The organism is Actinoplanes lobatus, assembly GCF_014205215.1.
GTDB lineage: Bacteria > Actinomycetota > Actinomycetes > Mycobacteriales > Micromonosporaceae > Actinoplanes > Actinoplanes lobatus.
Map to the genome: position 1 here is coordinate 4,864,292 of NZ_JACHNC010000001.1, position 15,866 is coordinate 4,880,157.

Annotated in this window: 14 protein-coding genes; 10 read left to right on the forward strand and 4 right to left on the reverse strand. The window is 72.2% G+C overall.

The annotated features are described in order from the left end of the window. Positions 1–16 precede the first annotated feature (16 nt). The 5 genes from BJ964_RS22465 to BJ964_RS22485 all read left to right on the forward strand — a co-directional run bounded on the left by BJ964_RS22465 (position 17) and on the right by BJ964_RS22485 (position 6,050). The gene (locus BJ964_RS22465; RefSeq protein ID WP_188122509.1) at positions 17–2,542 is read left to right on the forward strand and encodes a hypothetical protein; all 2,526 of its coding nucleotides are present in this window, start codon (positions 17–19) and stop codon (positions 2,540–2,542) included. A 68-nt stretch (positions 2,543–2,610) separates the two neighbouring features. Further along, positions 2,611–3,546 carry an ABC transporter ATP-binding protein gene (locus BJ964_RS22470; protein ID WP_188122510.1) on the forward strand — a complete coding sequence of 312 codons (936 nt, stop codon included), beginning with the start codon at positions 2,611–2,613 and terminating at the stop codon, positions 3,544–3,546. Beyond that, complete coding sequence (locus BJ964_RS22475) at positions 3,543–4,319, forward strand: ABC transporter permease (protein ID WP_188122511.1); 777 nt, start codon at positions 3,543–3,545, stop codon at positions 4,317–4,319. The genes BJ964_RS22470 and BJ964_RS22475 overlap by 4 nt, the downstream gene beginning before the upstream one ends. A gap of 22 nt (positions 4,320–4,341) precedes the next feature. Beyond that, positions 4,342–5,445 carry a sensor histidine kinase gene (locus tag BJ964_RS22480; RefSeq protein ID WP_188122512.1) on the forward strand — a complete coding sequence of 368 codons (1,104 nt, stop codon included), beginning with the start codon at positions 4,342–4,344 and terminating at the stop codon, positions 5,443–5,445. Beyond that, positions 5,442–6,050 carry a response regulator transcription factor gene (locus tag BJ964_RS22485; protein ID WP_188122513.1) on the forward strand — a complete coding sequence of 203 codons (609 nt, stop codon included), beginning with the start codon at positions 5,442–5,444 and terminating at the stop codon, positions 6,048–6,050. The genes BJ964_RS22480 and BJ964_RS22485 overlap by 4 nt, the downstream gene beginning before the upstream one ends. An 82-nt stretch (positions 6,051–6,132) precedes the next feature. On the opposite strand, the gene BJ964_RS22490 is transcribed toward BJ964_RS22485, so the two are convergent. Together BJ964_RS22490 and BJ964_RS22495 are read right to left on the reverse strand one after the other, a co-directional pair. Beyond that, positions 6,133–6,780: an isochorismatase family protein gene (locus BJ964_RS22490; protein WP_188122514.1), complete on the reverse strand. Its 648-nt coding sequence runs from the start codon at positions 6,778–6,780 to the stop codon at positions 6,133–6,135. Then, a complete protein-coding gene (locus BJ964_RS22495) occupies positions 6,780–7,973 on the reverse strand; it encodes a CaiB/BaiF CoA transferase family protein (RefSeq protein ID WP_188122515.1) in 1,194 nt (397 codons plus the stop codon). Before BJ964_RS22495 ends, BJ964_RS22490 begins: the two co-directional genes overlap by 1 nt. 37 nt (positions 7,974–8,010) lie before the next feature. On the opposite strand from BJ964_RS22495, the gene BJ964_RS22500 reads away from it, so the two are divergent. The 5 genes from BJ964_RS22500 (at position 8,011) to BJ964_RS22520 (ending at position 14,439) form a co-directional block, all read left to right on the forward strand. Further along, a complete protein-coding gene (locus BJ964_RS22500) occupies positions 8,011–8,928 on the forward strand; it encodes a hydroxymethylglutaryl-CoA lyase (RefSeq protein ID WP_188122516.1) in 918 nt (305 codons plus the stop codon). Positions 8,929–8,953: 25 nt separating this feature from the next. After that, the gene (locus BJ964_RS22505) at positions 8,954–10,444 is read left to right on the forward strand and encodes a class I adenylate-forming enzyme family protein (protein WP_188122517.1); all 1,491 of its coding nucleotides are present in this window, start codon (positions 8,954–8,956) and stop codon (positions 10,442–10,444) included. After that, entirely contained in the window at positions 10,441–11,313 is an 873-nt protein-coding gene (locus BJ964_RS22510; RefSeq protein WP_188122518.1) for a DUF4437 domain-containing protein, read from the forward strand. The genes BJ964_RS22505 and BJ964_RS22510 overlap by 4 nt, the downstream gene beginning before the upstream one ends. A 66-nt stretch (positions 11,314–11,379) precedes the next feature. After that, positions 11,380–13,341, forward strand: a complete 1,962-nt coding sequence (locus tag BJ964_RS22515; protein WP_188122519.1) for an acyl-CoA dehydrogenase family protein — start codon at positions 11,380–11,382, stop codon at positions 13,339–13,341. A gap of 33 nt (positions 13,342–13,374) precedes the next feature. Then, the gene (locus tag BJ964_RS22520; RefSeq protein WP_188122520.1) at positions 13,375–14,439 is read left to right on the forward strand and encodes an NHL domain-containing protein; all 1,065 of its coding nucleotides are present in this window, start codon (positions 13,375–13,377) and stop codon (positions 14,437–14,439) included. A gap of 30 nt (positions 14,440–14,469) precedes the next feature. On the opposite strand, the gene BJ964_RS22525 is transcribed toward BJ964_RS22520, so the two are convergent. Together BJ964_RS22525 and BJ964_RS22530 are read right to left on the reverse strand one after the other, a co-directional pair. Then, positions 14,470–14,874, reverse strand: a complete 405-nt coding sequence (locus BJ964_RS22525) for a type II toxin-antitoxin system VapC family toxin (protein ID WP_188122521.1) — start codon at positions 14,872–14,874, stop codon at positions 14,470–14,472. Continuing rightward, positions 14,871–15,770: a hypothetical protein gene (locus BJ964_RS22530; protein ID WP_188122522.1), complete on the reverse strand. Its 900-nt coding sequence runs from the start codon at positions 15,768–15,770 to the stop codon at positions 14,871–14,873. Before BJ964_RS22530 ends, BJ964_RS22525 begins: the two co-directional genes overlap by 4 nt. Between the last annotated feature and the right edge of the window lie 96 nt (positions 15,771–15,866).

Below are 15,866 nucleotides of genomic sequence, written 5' to 3' on the forward strand. Positions count from 1 at the left end.
GTGCTTGGCTGGGCCGGTGAGTCTGGACGACGTCTTCGAGCCGGGCTGGTCGGCGGTGGACCTGTTCACCGACCGGGTGCCGGAGAGCGAGGCCTTCGCGGCCGCCACCCTCATCCACCTGGCCAACGTGCTGGAGGGCCGCGCCGTCCTGGAGCGCCCGGCCCGGGACAACGTGCTCACCTACTACGGCGTCGGCGGCATCGGCAAGACCGAGCTGTCGCAGCGCCTGGAGCGCTGGCTGCACGGTGAGGTCCCGGCCGGCACCGGCTGGCCCGAACCGCCCCGCCTCGACCACGCGGTCCGCACGGCACGCCTGGACTTCCACGGGTCGCAGACGGTCGACGCGATCGGGGCGGTGCTCGCCCTGCGCGGGGCGGTCGCCGGGCCCGGCCGCCCGTTCCCCGCGTTCGATCTGGGCCTCACCGTCTGGTGGTCGCACGCCCGGCCCGGCCAGCCGCTGCCGGAGTTCCGCAACCCGGCCCGGTTCGACGTCCGCGGCCAGCTCATCGACACAGTCGGCGACGCGGTCAAGGACGCCGGCAAGGACCTCGCGCTCGGCCAGCTCACCGTCCGGGCCGGGCTGGCCGTCTACGACGCGATCCGCACCAGGCGGCTGAACGACCGGGCCCTGCGCGACTGCCCACAGCTGGAGAGGGTGGCCGAGGCGGCCGCCCGCAACGCCGGCCAGGGCGTGGCCGCCGCCCTCGCCGGACTGCTCTCCTGGGACCTGGAACGCCTCGTCGCCCCGGAACGGTCGCTGATCGTCGCGTTCGCCGACGCCGCCGAGTACGTGCAGGGCGGCGACCGCACCCAGGAGGCGCTGCTCAACCGGATCGTCTATCTGACACCCGGTGTGTTGTGGGTGCTGACCAGCCGCGGCTCGCTCGACTGGGCCACACCGGACGTCCCCGGCCTGCCCCGGACCGGGCCGGACCGCTGGCCCGGACTGGTGCTGCCGGCCACCGGCGAGCCCCGCCAGCATCTGGTCGGCCGGCTCGCCGACGAGGACGTCACCCGGTTCCTGGAGCGTGCCTCCGGCAGCAGGGGCAACCCGGAGCTGGGCCGCGAGGCGGTCGGCCGGATCCGTGACGGCGCGCACGGCCTGCCGCTCTACCTCGACCTGTCGCTGTCCATCGCCCGGCAGAGCGGCACCGATCCGGACCACTTCGGCGGGTCCATGCCGGCCCTGGTCACCCGGATCCTCGCCGACCTGCCGGAGGCGGAGCGCGACATCGCCCGGACCGCGAGCCTGCTCCTGCAGTTCGACCCCGCGCTGCTGGCCGCCGGATCCGGGCGCAGCGAGGGCGACGCCGTCCGGTTCTGCCGTCGCACCCTCGTCAACCGGCAGGATCACCCGTGGTTCCCGTACCGGCTGCACGACGTCGTCCGGGAGGCGCTGATCGACGAATCGGTGGCCGAGCCGGGCGCCTGGACGGCCGCCGACCGCCGCGCCCGGGCCGGGACGCTGCTGGACGCGCTGCGGGCCCGGCACGACGAGACCCTCGACGACGTGGAACGCCGCCTCGCCGTCCTGGAGGAGGCGGCCCGGCTCTGCGCCGGCCACGATCTGCGCGCCGACTGGCTGCGCAGGTCGCTGCTCGAGATGCCCAGCATGCCCCGGACCGCCGAGCGGATGCCGCCGCTGGACGACCGCACCTGGATCGGCAACCTGGCCCGCTTCTTCGACGGCTACCGCCACGACCGCGGCCGGACGGAACGGGTCGCCTACTTCCGGGACCTGCTCGGCGAGCCGCTACCACCCGACATCGCCCGCGCCACCCGGATGTTCCTGTGCTACGGGCTGCGCGACCTGGCCCGCGCCGACGAAGCCCTGACCGAACTGCGGGCCATGCACCGGCAGGAGCCGGACTCGTCGCTGATCCGCTACCAGATCTGCCGGACGCTGCTGTCCGCGCGCCGCTTCGACGAACTCGACATGCAGTTGCGCCGCTGGCCGCCGGCCGAGGAGACCGAGGCCCGGCGGCTGCGCAGCGACCTCGCCTGGGAGCGCGGCGACCTCGACGAAGCGATCGTCGGACCCCGGCTGCGGGCCGGGCATCTGCGCCGGCTGGGCCGGCACCGGGTCGCGCAGGAGAACGAGATCGCCGCCCTGTGGCGGCGGGCGGTCGCCGGGCAGGCCACGCCCGCCGACTGCGACGAGCAGGCGGAGACCGCCGACCGGTACGGGATGCCGCTGCGGCTCACCACCGCGCTGGCCTCGAAAGCGGTGCTGCTGCTCGGCGACGACCACGCGGTGACCGCTCTGGCCGCCGACATCGAGCGGCTCCGGCCGGCCACCGAATCGGTCGGCTGGCGGGAATGGACCGTCGCCGCCCTGCTCGCACTGCGCCGTGACGACCGCGCCACCCTGGAACGGGTCGCCCTCGCGGCCGTGCCCACCGGGGGCAGCCGGGGCGCGTACTGGGTGGTGCTCGACCGGGCATTCCGGTACGCCGGGCTGCCGTCGATCTTCCCCGGGGACCGGGAGCAGCCGCTCGGCGAACCGTGGCGGAAGGCGATCGCCGCGATCGTCCACCCCTGACGGATGTCATGGGGGGACCGTGACGGACGGCGGGGGAGCGGATGCGGTCCGCGGTCGAGGATCGGGGCATGACACTCACCGCAACCGATATCACGGCCGCCGGCACGGGGCGGACGGCCGTGGATCTGGACGGCGTGGTCAAACGTTTCGGCCCGGTCACCGCCGTGGACGGAATAGACCTGCGCATCCGCCCCGGAGAGGTGGTCGCCCTGCTCGGCCCGAACGGCGCCGGCAAGACGACCACCGTGGACATGCTGCTCGGACTGTCCCAGCCCACCGAGGGGACGGTCCGGGTCTACGGGCGCTCCCCGCGGGAGGCCGTCGAACTGGGCCTGGTCTCCGCGGTCATGCAGACCGGCGGCCTGCTCAAGGACTTCACCGTCGAGGAGACGGTCCGCCTCACCGCCGTCCTGTTCGGCCGTTCCCGGTCGGAGGTGACCGCCGTGCTGGAGCGGGCCGGGATCGCCGACATCGCGGACCGCCTGGTCGGGAAGTGCTCGGGCGGCCAGCAGCAGCGGCTCCGGTTCGCCATGGCGCTGCTGCCCGACCCGCGGCTGCTCATCCTCGACGAGCCGACCACCGGAATGGACGTCGGCGGGCGGCGCGACTTCTGGGACGCCATCCGGGAGGACGCCGAGGGCGGCCGGACGGTCATCTTCGCCACCCACTACCTGGAGGAGGCGGACGCCTACGCCGACCGGATCGTGCTGGTGCGCCGCGGCCGGATCGTCGCCGACGGCACCGCGGCCGAGGTGAAGGCGCTGGCCGCGGGGCGTACCGTCCGGGCCACCCTGCCCGGCGCCGAGCAGGACGGCCTGGACGCGATGCCCGGCGTGGAGAGCGCGGAGATCCGGGGCGACACCGTCTACCTGCGCGGGCGTGACAGCGACGAGATCGCCCGGCACCTGCTCACCAATACCGCGGCCCGGGACCTGGAGATCACCTCCCGGAACCTGGAGGACGCCTTCCTCACCCTCACCGCCGACCAGGAGGACCCGGCATGACCACGGCGATCGAACGGCGCCGGCCCGCGCTCGGCGGCTTCACCCCCGGCATGATCGGCCTGGAGCTGCGCCGGCTGCTGCGCAACAAGCGCACGGTGGTGTTCACCGTGGTCATGCCGCCGGTGTTCTTCCTGATCTTCGGCACCGGGTCGGAGTACAAGACCGAGCCGGCCGGCGTCGGCAACGTCACCGCGTACGTGATGGTCAGCATGGCGGTGTACGGGGCGATGCTGGCCACCACCTCGGGCGGCGCGATGGTGGCGATCGAGCGGGCCGCCGGATGGAGCCGGCAACTGCGGCTGACCCCGCTGCGCCCGCTCGCGTACGTCGCCGTGAAGATGGTCATCGCCATGCTCATCGGGGCGGTGCCGGTCGTCGTGGTGTTCGCGATCGGTGCTTTCTCCGGGGCCGAGATGCCCGCGGCGGCCTGGCTCGGCTGCGGCCTGCTGGCCTGGGTGAGCGCGCTGGTGTTCGCCGCGTTCGGCCTGTTCATGGGCTACCTGCTGCCCAGTGAGAACGTGATGCAGCTGCTCGGCCCGCTGCTGGCCGTGCTGTCCTTCGCGGGCGGCCTGTTCGTGCCGCTCGACCAGCTGGGCGACGTCTTCGGCACGATCGCGAAGTTCACCCCGGTGTACGGCGTCGGCGAACTGGCCCGGTACCCGCTCACCCGGTCCGGCGACCTGGTGCCCGCGATCGTCAACGTGGTGCTCTGGACCGGCCTGTTCGCGGCCGGTGCGATGTGGCGGTTCCGCCGCGACACCGCCCGGGTCTGACCCCGCCGGTACGGTGTCCGGCATGGCCCTGCCGACCTCCGTCGCACCCGGCCGTGGGGTTCCCTACGGCTGGGTGTTCTCCGGCATCTGGCTGTTCTACCTCGGGGAGAACCTGACCGCCCTGGCCGGGCGGCCGGACGGGGTGTGGCGTGACGTCGGCCTGGTGGCGGTGGCCCTGTTCGCGGTCACCTACGTGGTCGCGGCGCGACTGCTGATGCGCCGCAACGGGCCGCGTGTCGTGCTCACCTGGACCCTCCTGCTGACCATGGTCGCGCTCACGCTGCTCCAGGCGCCGGCGGCCGGCCGGCACTCGCTGACCTGCGCCGTCTACATCGCCGGGATCGCGATGACGGGCCTGCCGTGGCGGCAGGGCGCCGCGGTGGCCGTGGTGGTGACCGCCGCGGTCGAGTCCTCGATCCGGTTGGCGCCGGGCTGGCAGACCATCGGCCACGGGTACGCGCTGGCCGTGATCCTGGCCGCGGCCGCCGCCGGGGGCATCCGGCTCGCCCTGGAACGGCAGGCCCGGCTGCTCCAGGCGCAGCACGAGCTGGCCCAGCTCGCGGTCGCCGACGAGCGGGCCCGGATCGCCGACAACCTGCACGACCTGCTCGGCCATTCGCTGACCGTGGTGGCGGTCAAGGCCGAGCTGGCCCAGCGGCTGCTCGACGTCGACCTGGACCGGGCCCGGACCGAGTTGCGCGACCTGGAGTCGCTGGCCCGGGACGCGCTGGCCGACGTGCGCGCCACCGCGCTGGGCGTGCGCGGCATCTCGCTGCCCGGTGAGATCGCCGCCGCCCGGGCCGCGCTGGCCGCCGCCGACGTGCAGGCCGACCTGCCGACCACCGCGGACGAGGTGCCGACGCTGAACCGGGAGCTGTTCGCCTGGACCATCCGGGAGGCGGTCACCAACATCGTCCGGCACAGCGGGGCCCGGCACGCCGCGGTGCGGCTGCGACCGGACAGTGTGGAGATCGTCGACGACGGCCGGGGCCACGGGGACGGCCCGGCCGCCGGACAGGGCCTGCCCGGGCTGCGCCGGCGGGCCGCCGAGCTGGGCGCGCACCTGACCGCCGGGCGGCGGCAGGACGGACCGGGATTCCGGGTACGAGTGGAGGTCCCCTCATGATCAGACTGCTGCTCGCCGACGACCAGGCGCTGGTCCGCGGGGCGATGGCCGCCCTGCTCGACCTGGAACCCGACCTGACCGTGGTGGCCGAGGTGGGCCGCGGCGACGAGGTCGTCGGCGCGGCCCGGGCGCACGCCGCCGACGTGGCCCTGCTCGACGTGCAGATGCCCGGCCTGGACGGGATCTCCGCGGCCCGGCTGCTGGCCGAGGCGGTGCCGGACTGCCGGGTGCTGATGGTCACCACCTTCGGCCGGGCCGGCTACCTGCGTCAGGCGATGGCCGCCGGCGCCGGTGGTTTCGTCGTCAAGGACACCCCGGCCCGGCAGCTCGCCGACGCGGTCCGCCGCGTCCACCAGGGCCTGCGCGTGGTCGACCCGGCGCTGGCCGCGCAGAGCCTGGCCTACGGCGACTCGCCGCTGACCGAACGGGAGACCGATGTGCTGCGCGCCGCCCGGGACGGCGGCACGGTGGCCGACATCGCCGGTGAGCTGCGGCTCTCCGACGGCACGGTCCGCAACCACCTGTCCGCGGCGATCGGCAAGACCGGCGCCCGCACCCGGGCCGAGGCGGTGCGGCTGGCGCTCGACAACGGCTGGTTGATCTGAGCCCGGGTGGCAGCCCCGCCCGGAACGGGCGGCACCGGCCCGGCCGGCACCCGGGCCGCCGTGCGCCACGGGACGAGGTGTCCTATTCGGAACGCTCCGCCGCGTACCAGATCAGGGTTTGCAGGGTTTCGGGAAGGGTGACCACGTCGGCGTATTTGGCGTCGAGGTCGAAGAGGTTGTGGTCGTGCGGGCCGCCGTCGCGGTCGGCGCAGGCGTCGCGGACGACGATCGGCCGGAAGCCGTGCTGGAGCGCGTCGAGCGCCGAGGCGCGGACGCAGCCGGAGGTGGAGTAACCGCCGATGACCACGGTGTCGATCGAGTGCGAGGCCAGCCAGGCGGCCAGCGACGTGCCGGCGAAGGCGCTCGCGTAGTGCTTGACCACCACCTGCTCGCCGGGCGCCGGGCGCAGCGGCGGCGCGAAGTCACCCAGCGGGTTGCCGTCGGCGAAGACCTTGAGCGCCGGGACCTTGGCGGCGAACAGCGGCGCCTCCGCGCACGACTCGTCGGCGAAGTGGACCCGGGTCCAGAGGACCGGGATATCGGCGGCGCGGGCGGCGTCGGCCAGCTCGGCCATCGCCTCGGCGGCCGCCTGGCCGGTGGTGAGGAAGAGCGGCGAATCCGGGTCGGTGTACGCCAGCGCCGGGTCCACGAGCAGCACCGCGGGCCGGGCGCCCCAGCCCAGTCGCCGCGCGAACCCGGCCCTCGCGTAGTCCTCGCCGAGCTCGGCCATCAGACGATCCCGCGGGTTCTCAGGTCGGCCAGCTCGTCGCCGGTGAGGCCGAGCAGGCCCTGGTAGACCTCCTCGTTGTGGGAGCCGAGCGCCGGACCGGCCCATTTCACCCCGCCGGGGGTGCCGGACAGCTTCGGCGCCACGTTCTGCATCGGGAGCTTGCCGAACTCGGGGTGGTCCACCTCGATGACCGCCTGCCGGGCCTGGACGTGCGGGTCGGCGATGATGTCCTCGGCCGTGTAGATGCCGCCGGCCGGGACGCCGGCCTCGTGCAGCAGCGACAGCAGTTTCGCCGACGGGATGGTCCGGGTCCAGGCGGAGATGATGTCGTCGAGTTCGGCCTGGTTCTCGCCGCGGGCGCCGTGCGTCGCGTACCGGGCGTCGGCCGGCAGGTCGGGGCGCTCCATGACGTCGGCCAGCCGGCGGAACACGGTGTCCTGGTTGGCGGCGATCAGCACGTCGGAGCCGTCGGCGCTGGGGTAGACGTTGCTGGGAGCGACGTTCGGCAGGATCGGGCCGGTGCGCTCGCGGCGGTAGCCGGCCACGCTCCACTCCGGGATCAGCGACTCCATCATGGCGAGCACCGCCTCGTAGATCGCCGAGTCGACGACCTGGCCGCGGCCGGTGCGCTCGCGGGCGTGCAGGGCGGCCAGCGTGCCGAACGCTGCGTAGGTGGCGGCCAGCGAGTCGCCGATCGAGATGCCGGAGCGGGACGGGGACCGGTCGGCCTCGCCGGTCACATACCGCAGCCCGCCCATCGCCTCGCCGATCGAGCCGAACCCGGCGCGCGGCGAATACGGTCCGGTCTGTCCGTAACCGGTCACCCGGACCAGGATGAGCCGGGGGTTGATCCTCGACAGCTCCTCGTAGGAGAGGCCCCAGCGCTCCAGGGTGCCCGGCCGGAAGTTCTCCAGCAGGACGTCGGCCTTCTCGACCAGGCGCCGGACCAGGCTCTGGCCCTCTTCGGTGCGCAGGTTGCAGGTGACCGACTTCTTGTTGCGGGCCACCACCGGCCACCACAGGGACTGGCCGTGCGGCTTCTCCCGGCCCCACTGGCGCATCGGATCGCCCTTGCCCGGGTCCTCCAGCTTGATCACCTCGGCCCCGAAGTCGCCGAGGAGCTGCCCGCAGAACGGGCCGGCGAGCAGGGTTCCGGTTTCCAATACGCGAATGTCAGACAGTGGCGCGGTCACGCCGTCACCCTATACTTGCGAAACGACGTTTCGCTAGATGAAACAGGGGGTGTCGGACGTGGAGATCGTCGAGGTCGGGCCGCGGGACGGGCTGCAGAACGAGAAGCGGGTGCTGCCGGCTTCCGTCAAGGTCGGCTACGTGTCGCGGGCCATCGCGGCGGGGTTGCGGCGGATCGAGGTGGCCGCCTTCGCCCGCCCGGACCGGGTGCCGCAGATGGCCGACGCCGAGGAGGTCCTGCGGTCGGTGCCCCGCCGGCCCGACGTCCGGTATGTCGCGCTGGTCCTCAACGGCCGCGGGCTCGACCGGGCACTCGCCTTGGAGGCCGCGCGGCCTGACGAGATCAACTATGTAGTTGTCGCGAGTGATGAGTTTTCCCGCCGCAACCAGGGGATGTCTACGGCCGCTTCGCTTTCGGCGTTCCGTGAAGTTGCTTCGCGGGCGCGTGACGCCGGATTTTTCGTGACTTTGACGGTGGCCGCGGCGTTCGGATGCCCCTTTACCGGGTCGGTGCCCGTTTCCCGGGTGCGCGACATCGTGGCCGATGCGGGTCCGCTGGATGAGATCTGCCTGGCCGACACCATCGGCGTGGGCGTGCCGGGGCAGGTCACCGAGCTGGCGGCCGCGGTGCGTGAGGTCGCTCCGGGCGCGCCGCTGCGCGCTCACTTCCACAACACCAGGAACACGGGGTACGCCAACGCGATCGCCGCGGTGGCGAGTGGATTCGTGGCGCTGGACGCCAGTCTCGGTGGGATCGGCGGGTGCCCGTTCGCGCCGGCCGCCACCGGGAACATCGCCACCGAGGATCTGGCCTACCTGCTGAACCGGTCGGCGCTGAAGACCGGGGTGGACGTGACCGCGGCCGCTGCCGCCGGGACCTGGATCGGGTCGGAGCTCGGGCTCGCCCCGGTTCCCGCGCAACTCGGCCGGGCCGGCGACTTCCCTCTTGCGCCATGAATGGAAACGGTGTTTCCATTCTCGCATGCTGCGGCCGGGTGGTGCTGATCTGACGATCGCCGGCGGCGTGCGCGAGTTCGGCCGGGCCACCCCGGACGTGATCGCGGTACGCGACGGTGACCGGGAACTCAAGTACGGGGCGCTCGACGAGCGCTCCTCACGAATCGCGTGTGCGCTGCTCGCCCACGGGCTGTCGTACGGCGACCGGGTGGCGCTGCTCTGCGGCAACCGCCTCGAATATCCGGAGATCGCGGCCGGCATCGCCAAGGCCGGCCTGGTGCTGGTCCCGGTCAACCCACGGCTCACCGCGCCGGAGGTGGACTTCATCCTCGGCCACTCCGGGTCGCGGGCGCTGATCGTGGACCCGGCGCTGGCCGGGGCGGTGCCGGACGGCTTCCCGGGGCGGGTCGTGCACATCGGGCCGGAGTACGAGGCGTGGCTCGGCGACGCCCGTGCCGTCGACCCGTGGATCGCGGTGGACGAGCGGGACCCGTTCTGCATCGCCTACACGGCCGGCACCACCGGCGACCCGAAGGGCGTGCTCGTCTCGCACCGGTCCCGGGCGCTGACCTTCTACGCCACCGCGCTGGAGTGGGGGATCGGGCCGGGGCGGCGGACCATCGCGGTCGCCCCGATGTACCACGGCGCCGGGTTCGCCTTCGCCTACGCGGCCGTCTACTGCGGGGCGACGGTCAGCATGCTGCGCTCGTTCCAGCCGGACGGGCTGCTCGACATGATCCAGCGGGACGGCGCCCAGTCGGTGTTCCTGGTCCCGACCCACGCGCAACTGATCCGCTCCTTTTTTGAGAAGGTCCCGGCCGCACCGACGCTGGACACCCTCTACTTCAACGCGGCGGCCCTGCCGAAGGTGCTCAAGGAGTGGGTGTTCGAGGCGTTCCCCGGGGTCGGTGTCCACGAGTTGTACGGCTCCACCGAGGCCGGCGTGATCACCAACCTGCGGCCGCCGGACGCGCGCCGCAAGGCCGGGACCGTCGGGCATCCGTGGTTCGGCACCCAGGTCCGGATCGTCGACTCCGCGGGAAACCCGGTCGGGCCCGGTCAGCCCGGCGAGTTGTACAGCCGCTCGCCGTACCTGATGAACGGCTACCACGAGAACCCGGCCGCGACCGCCGCCTGCACCACCGAGGACGGCTTCCTCACCTCCGGCGACATCGTGATCCGCGACGAGGAGGGCTTCATCTCCATCGTGGACCGGGTCAAGGACGTGATCATCACGGGCGGCGTGAACGTCTACCCGCGCGACGTCGAGGAGGTCCTGCTCACCCACCCGGCGGTGGCCGAGTGCGCGGTCGTCGGCGAACCGGACGAGCGGTGGGGTGAGCGGGTCGTCGCCTACTACGTCGGCCGGTCGCCCGTCGACGACGGCGACCTGGAGGGCTTCCTGCGGTCGCGGCTGGCCGGATTCAAGGTCCCCAAACAGTACCGAACCGTCGCGGCGCTGCCCCGCAACGCCGCCGGCAAGATCCTGAAACGCGAGCTGAGGAGTACGCCGTGAGGGCACATGTGGAGCTGATCCACGAGGACGACTACATCTTCCACGCCGGCGAACTGCCGTACGGCGAGGGGAAGATCCTCGAGCGCCGTCTGTCCACCGACGAGGAGGACGGCTCGTCGTCGCTGTCGCTGCACGCCACCGCGGACTGGGGTCGCAGTGCCGGGATCGTGCACGCCGACACCGAGTTCTACGTGGTCGAGGGTTCCATGCTCTACGGCGGTCAGGAACTGGGCGCCGGCGGTTACGTCCAGGTCCCCAAGGGCACCGCGATGGACTGGCTGAAGATCCGGGAGGGTTCCCGGGTGCTGCACTGGCGTGAGTACGGCGACTGCGGCTTCGACCCGTTCACCAATCTCGGTGAGGCCTCGGCGGCGGCGTCGCCGGAGTCCGGCGAGGGCGTGACCGTCATGGACGCCGAGAAGATGGAGTGGACCGAGGCGCAGTCGGTCGGCCCGCTCACCCCGCTCTACATCAAGCTGCTGCACCGCGACCCCAAGACCGGCTTCTACACCCGGCTCATCCGCGCGCCGAAGGGCTGGACCGACCACCGGCTCGCCCACCACCCGTGCTACGAGGAGTTCTACACCCTGGCCGGGAAGATGGCGTACAACTTCGGCGACATCGACGAGGGCACCTACTGCTTCCGCCCGGCCCGGGTCAAGCACGGCCACTTCGTCGCGGAGACCGAGATCGACTGGATCCTGCGGTCCGACGGTGAGCTGACCAACTGGTACACCACCGACGAGTGGGTCAAGTACGGCGGCCACGCGGAGAACTACGACGAGCACGACGGCCACGTCCACCCGATCCTGTCGTCGCTGCCGGTGCGGTCCCGTTCCCGCGGCGAGTGGTCCGGCGACGGCATGTGAGGTAGCTCCCCGGCTGGGCGCCGGCCCAGCCGGTTCAAAAAGGTTACTCGCGGGTAATATCTCGGCATGAGAGATCGTGTCACCGTTGCGCTGACCGAGGTGCTCGACGGCCGGTGGGCGCACATCCGCCGGGCGGTCCGGGAACGGCTCGGGCCCGAATTCGTCACGGTTCCCGGCGAGACCGGCGACCAGGCCCGGGAACGGGTCAGCCGGCTGATCCGCGAACTGCCCACCGACGTGGGCGTGGCCTCCGCCTTCCCGGTCGAGTACGGCGGCTCCGGCGACCCGGGCGGTTCCACCGTCGCCGCCGAGATGCTCGCCCAGGTCGACCTGTCGCTCATGGTCAAGGCCGGGGTGCAGTGGGGGCTCTTCGGTGGGGCGGTCGTCGCGCTCGGCACCGCCCGGCACCACGACGCCCACCTGCGCGACATCATCTCGGCCGATCTCATGGGCTGCTTCGCGATGACCGAGACCGGTCACGGGTCCGATGTGCAGCAGCTGCGCACGACCTGTACCTACGACGTTTCCTCTGGAAATTTCGTGCTTCATACCCCGCATGAGGCCGCCCGCAAGGACTACATCGGCAACGCGGCCCGCGACGGGCGGATGGCCGTGGTCTTCGCCCAGCTGATCACCGGCGGCCGGTCCTACGGTGTGCACGCCTGGCTCGTGCCGATCCGCGACGAGCACGGCAACCCGATGCCCGGCGTCACCCTCGGCGACGCCGGGCCCAAGGCCGGGCTGCTCGGCGTCGACAACGGGCGGATCTCCTTCGACCACGTCACCGTCCCGCGGGACATGCTGCTCGACCGGTACGGGCAGGTCGCCGCCGACGGCACCTACACCAGCTCGATCGAGAACGACACCCGGCGCTTCTTCACCATGCTCGGCACCCTGGTCCGCGGCCGGGTCACCGTCGGCGCCGCCGCCTCCGCGGCCACCCGCAGCGCGCTGACCATCGCGGTCCGGTACGGCGAGACCCGCCGCCAGTTCACCAGCCCCGGCGCCGACCGGGAGATCGCCCTCAACGACTACCTGGCCCACCAGCGCAAACTCCTGCCGGCGCTGGCACGCTCGTACGCGTACGCCTTCGCCCAGGAGGAACTCGCGGTCACCATGGCCGAGGTCTTCTCCCTCGCCGAGCCCGACGAGCACCGGCAGCGGGAACTCGAATCCCGGGCGGCCGGGCTCAAGGCCGCACAGACGTGGCACGCCACCAGGACCATCCAGATGTGCCGGGAGGCGTGCGGCGGCGCCGGCTACCTCGCCGAGAACCGGCTGCCCGGGCTCAAGGCCGACACCGACGTGTTCACCACCTTCGAGGGCGACAACACCGTCCTGCTCCAGCTGGTCGCGAAAGGCCTGCTCACCGGCTATCGCGACGCCTTCGGCTCGCTCGACGGCTGGGGGCGCGCCACGTTCGTCGCCGAACAGGTGCGGGAGATGATGCTTGAGCGTACGGCGGCGCGCTCGCTCATCCAGCGGCTCGTCAGCGCGGTCCCCGGCCGCGACGAGGAGGTCGCCGTCACCGACCGGGGCTGGCATCTGGCCCTCTTCGAGGACCGGGAGAAGCACCTGCTGGACTCCGCGATCCGCCGGCTCCGCAAGGGCGCCGCCACCAAGAAGGACCGGCCGTTCGACATCTTCAACGACGTACAGGACCACATCCTGTCGGTGGCGGGCGCCCACATCGACCGGATCACCCTGGAGGCGTTCGTCGCCGCCATCGAGCGGACCACCGACGAATCCGCCCGCGAGCTGCTCGGCAAGGTCTGCGACCTGTACGCGCTGACCACCATCGAGGAGCACAAGGCCTGGCTCATGGAACACGGCCGCCTCACCCCGGCCCGCTCCCGGGCGGTCACCGCGGTCACCAACGACCTGCTGCGCGAGCTGCGGCCGCACATGCGCACGCTGGTGGACGCGTTCGCCGTACCGGAGGAGTGGCTGAACGCCGCCATCCTCCGCGAGGAGCCGGCCCGCCAGGACGCCATGTCCAAGGAGGACGACGCCCTCCGCGCCGGCTGACCGTCGCGTGCGGTGACCTGCTACACACGAAACGTGAGGAGCGCGCGTTTCGGGACGGCGGTGACCTGCCTACTGGCGGTCATGGCCATGGCGGCCGCGCCCGGCACTCTCATCCCGGTGGCCGGGACGGGAGAGACCGGCTTCGGCGGTGACGGGGGACAGGCGACGGCGGCGCGGTTCGCGGCGCCGTCCGGGGTCGCGGTGAGCGGCGACGGCATCCTCTACATCGCGGACACCGGCAACCACCGGGTCCGGGCGGTGGCGCCGGGCGGCCTGGTCAGTACCGTCGCCGGCGACGGCGGCGCCGAGGCACACCGCGGTCCCGTGCCACCCGGGACCGCCGGGACGTCGATCGCGCTCGGCACGCCGACGGCGCTCGCGGCCGGACCCGACGGAACCGTCTACATCGCCGACAACGCGGCCGCCCGGGTGTACGCGCTGGGCCGGGACCGCACGATCACGATCCGGGCCGACCTGGGCGGCCGCGACATCAGCGCCCTGGCCGCGACCGCCGACGGCGGCCTGTACGTCGCCGACCGCCGAGGCGACGAGATCCTGTTCTGCGCCGCCGACGGCACGGTCCGCCCGGTGCTCGGACCCTCGGACCGGATCCGCGCCCCGGTCGGCCTGGCCGTCGATGTCCTCGACGACCTGTGGATCGCCGCCGACCGGCTGTACCGGCTCCGGAGCGGCACGCTGTACGTGGTGACCGAGTCCTCACCCGGCCGGTGGGAGGATGCCGAAGCGGTCCTGTCGCCATCGGCCGGCGAACCCCCGTCGGCGGTCGCGGCCCGCGGCGGCTTCGTCTACGCCGGCTTCGGCGGCCGGGTGCTCCGGCTCGGCCCCACCCGCCTGGCCGAAACCCTGCCCGGCCCACCCGGTGACGGCCCGGCGCCACTCGCCGTGGCCCCGGACCGCACCCTCTACCTGGCCGACACCGCCGGTGCCCGCGTCCTCGCCGTCGAGTCCCCCGAGCCGCCCGCCGACCAGGACGAACCGACGCCGGTGTGGGTCTGGCCCTTCCTGCTCCTGACCGGAATGGCCATGATGGCGGTCATCGTCGGCGCGATCCGCCACCGCGACGCCCCACCGCTCTGACCGGCCGTCGGCCGCCGCTGACACTCGCATTCAGGAGAGGAGGGCCAGGCCGGGGAAGTTCTCGAAGTGCCGCCGGTTGAGCGTGAGTAGCGGCGCGTTGTGGTAGATGGCGGTTGTGCAGACCCACAGGTCATTGGTTTCGCTGCTCTGGCCGAGTGGATGTGCCGCCTGTTGCGCCTGGCTCTTGAGCCGTCCCCACAGGCGGGCCAGATCATCGTGGTACGGCGCGACGACGTATCGGCGGATCGCCTCGTCGAGCTGATCGACGCGGCGCTGCCCCCAGCCCTTCTTGGCCGCCCCGAAGTGCACCTCGGCGACCGTGGTGAAGCTGATCACCGGAACCGCGCCGGTCAGGTGGGAGGAGAGCGCGGTTGCCCTGGCGGTGTTCTGCCACAGGTGAGAGAACGCGTCCGTATCGACGATCACGTACTTCATTCGTCATCCGTTCGGGCGGAGCGGATCGCGGTGAGGAACTCGTCGAAATCCTCGATCGGAGGGCCGCTCAACTCGTCGGCCGAGGTGAGCGGGCGGATCCCCTGTTCACGTGCCAGAGAGTCCAGAGAACGGGGGCGAGCACTGTCCAGCACCTCCAGCCTCGCCAGATGGAGCACATGAACAGAGGTGCCGTTGGGATCGAACTCGCCGGTTCCCTCGGCCATGACCATCTGATCCATGGCGTCCAGCACCGAGTCCCGAAGATTCCGGGTGAAGTCGCAGAGGACGCTCCCTGCGTAGGTGTCGATGCGGCAGCGGAGCCCGGCGGGGGAGAAGTCACCCATGTGCAAGCGGCCGACGACGGTCACCGCCTGCTGAACCGACTCCGTCTGGATCGACCGGACCGCTTGCTGGAGCGTTTCGTCGATGGTGAAACGTACGGTGCCACTCCGGCGAAACTCGATGCGGGTCACATTGCTTGCGCTGATGCCGCCGGTCAGATCACGGATGCCGTTCACCACCTGCGGTGTGAAATGCGGTGGAAGGGTCAGCGGGTCGCGTTGAAGACTGTTGACCCCCGCCTCCAGCGCGTCCAGTGAGCTGCCCAGCAGATCATCGAGGGCGAGTTGCCCGGTCCTTGCGACGTGGAGGACGGCGGATCCTTCGTGGAAGCCGACGAAGTCCAGCCGGACGGCGTCGACGATCTCCCTCGGCCGGCGACCGGGTCTGGTGGTATTGCCGCTGATGCTCAGCGCGATCCGTTCGAGGGAGGCCTGCAATCCTCCGGCCAGGCGGGCCAGCTCGGACAACGGGAGGCGCCCGCCTTCCGTCACCGGTCCGGTGGCTTTGATGACCAGGTCGCCGTCATCATCGGAACGATGCTCGGTCCAGCTCATCACGCCACCTCCACTCCTGCCGGTGGAGACCATCATGCCTGAACAGGCCGGTTCGAGCTGTCCGGAAACGGTCTCGCGCCCCGGAAGCGGGGCCCG

Excerpts from the sequence above, each read along its gene's own strand:
- BJ964_RS22470 (WP_188122510.1), top strand. The coding sequence starts at position 2,611 with ATGACACTCACCGCAACCGATATCACGGCCGCCGGCACGGGGCGGACG.
- BJ964_RS22515 (WP_188122519.1), top strand. The coding sequence starts at position 11,380 with ATGAGAGATCGTGTCACCGTTGCGCTGACCGAGGTGCTCGACGGCCGG.
- BJ964_RS22525 (WP_188122521.1), bottom strand. The coding sequence starts at position 14,874 with ATGAAGTACGTGATCGTCGATACGGACGCGTTCTCTCACCTGTGGCAG.
- BJ964_RS22485 (WP_188122513.1), top strand. The coding sequence starts at position 5,442 with ATGATCAGACTGCTGCTCGCCGACGACCAGGCGCTGGTCCGCGGGGCG.
- BJ964_RS22530 (WP_188122522.1), bottom strand. The coding sequence starts at position 15,770 with ATGAGCTGGACCGAGCATCGTTCCGATGATGACGGCGACCTGGTCATC.
- BJ964_RS22480 (WP_188122512.1), top strand. The coding sequence starts at position 4,342 with ATGGCCCTGCCGACCTCCGTCGCACCCGGCCGTGGGGTTCCCTACGGC.
- BJ964_RS22490 (WP_188122514.1), bottom strand. The coding sequence starts at position 6,780 with ATGGCCGAGCTCGGCGAGGACTACGCGAGGGCCGGGTTCGCGCGGCGA.
- BJ964_RS22505 (WP_188122517.1), top strand. The coding sequence starts at position 8,954 with ATGCTGCGGCCGGGTGGTGCTGATCTGACGATCGCCGGCGGCGTGCGC.
- BJ964_RS22500 (WP_188122516.1), top strand. The coding sequence starts at position 8,011 with ATGAAACAGGGGGTGTCGGACGTGGAGATCGTCGAGGTCGGGCCGCGG.
- BJ964_RS22475 (WP_188122511.1), top strand. The coding sequence starts at position 3,543 with ATGACCACGGCGATCGAACGGCGCCGGCCCGCGCTCGGCGGCTTCACC.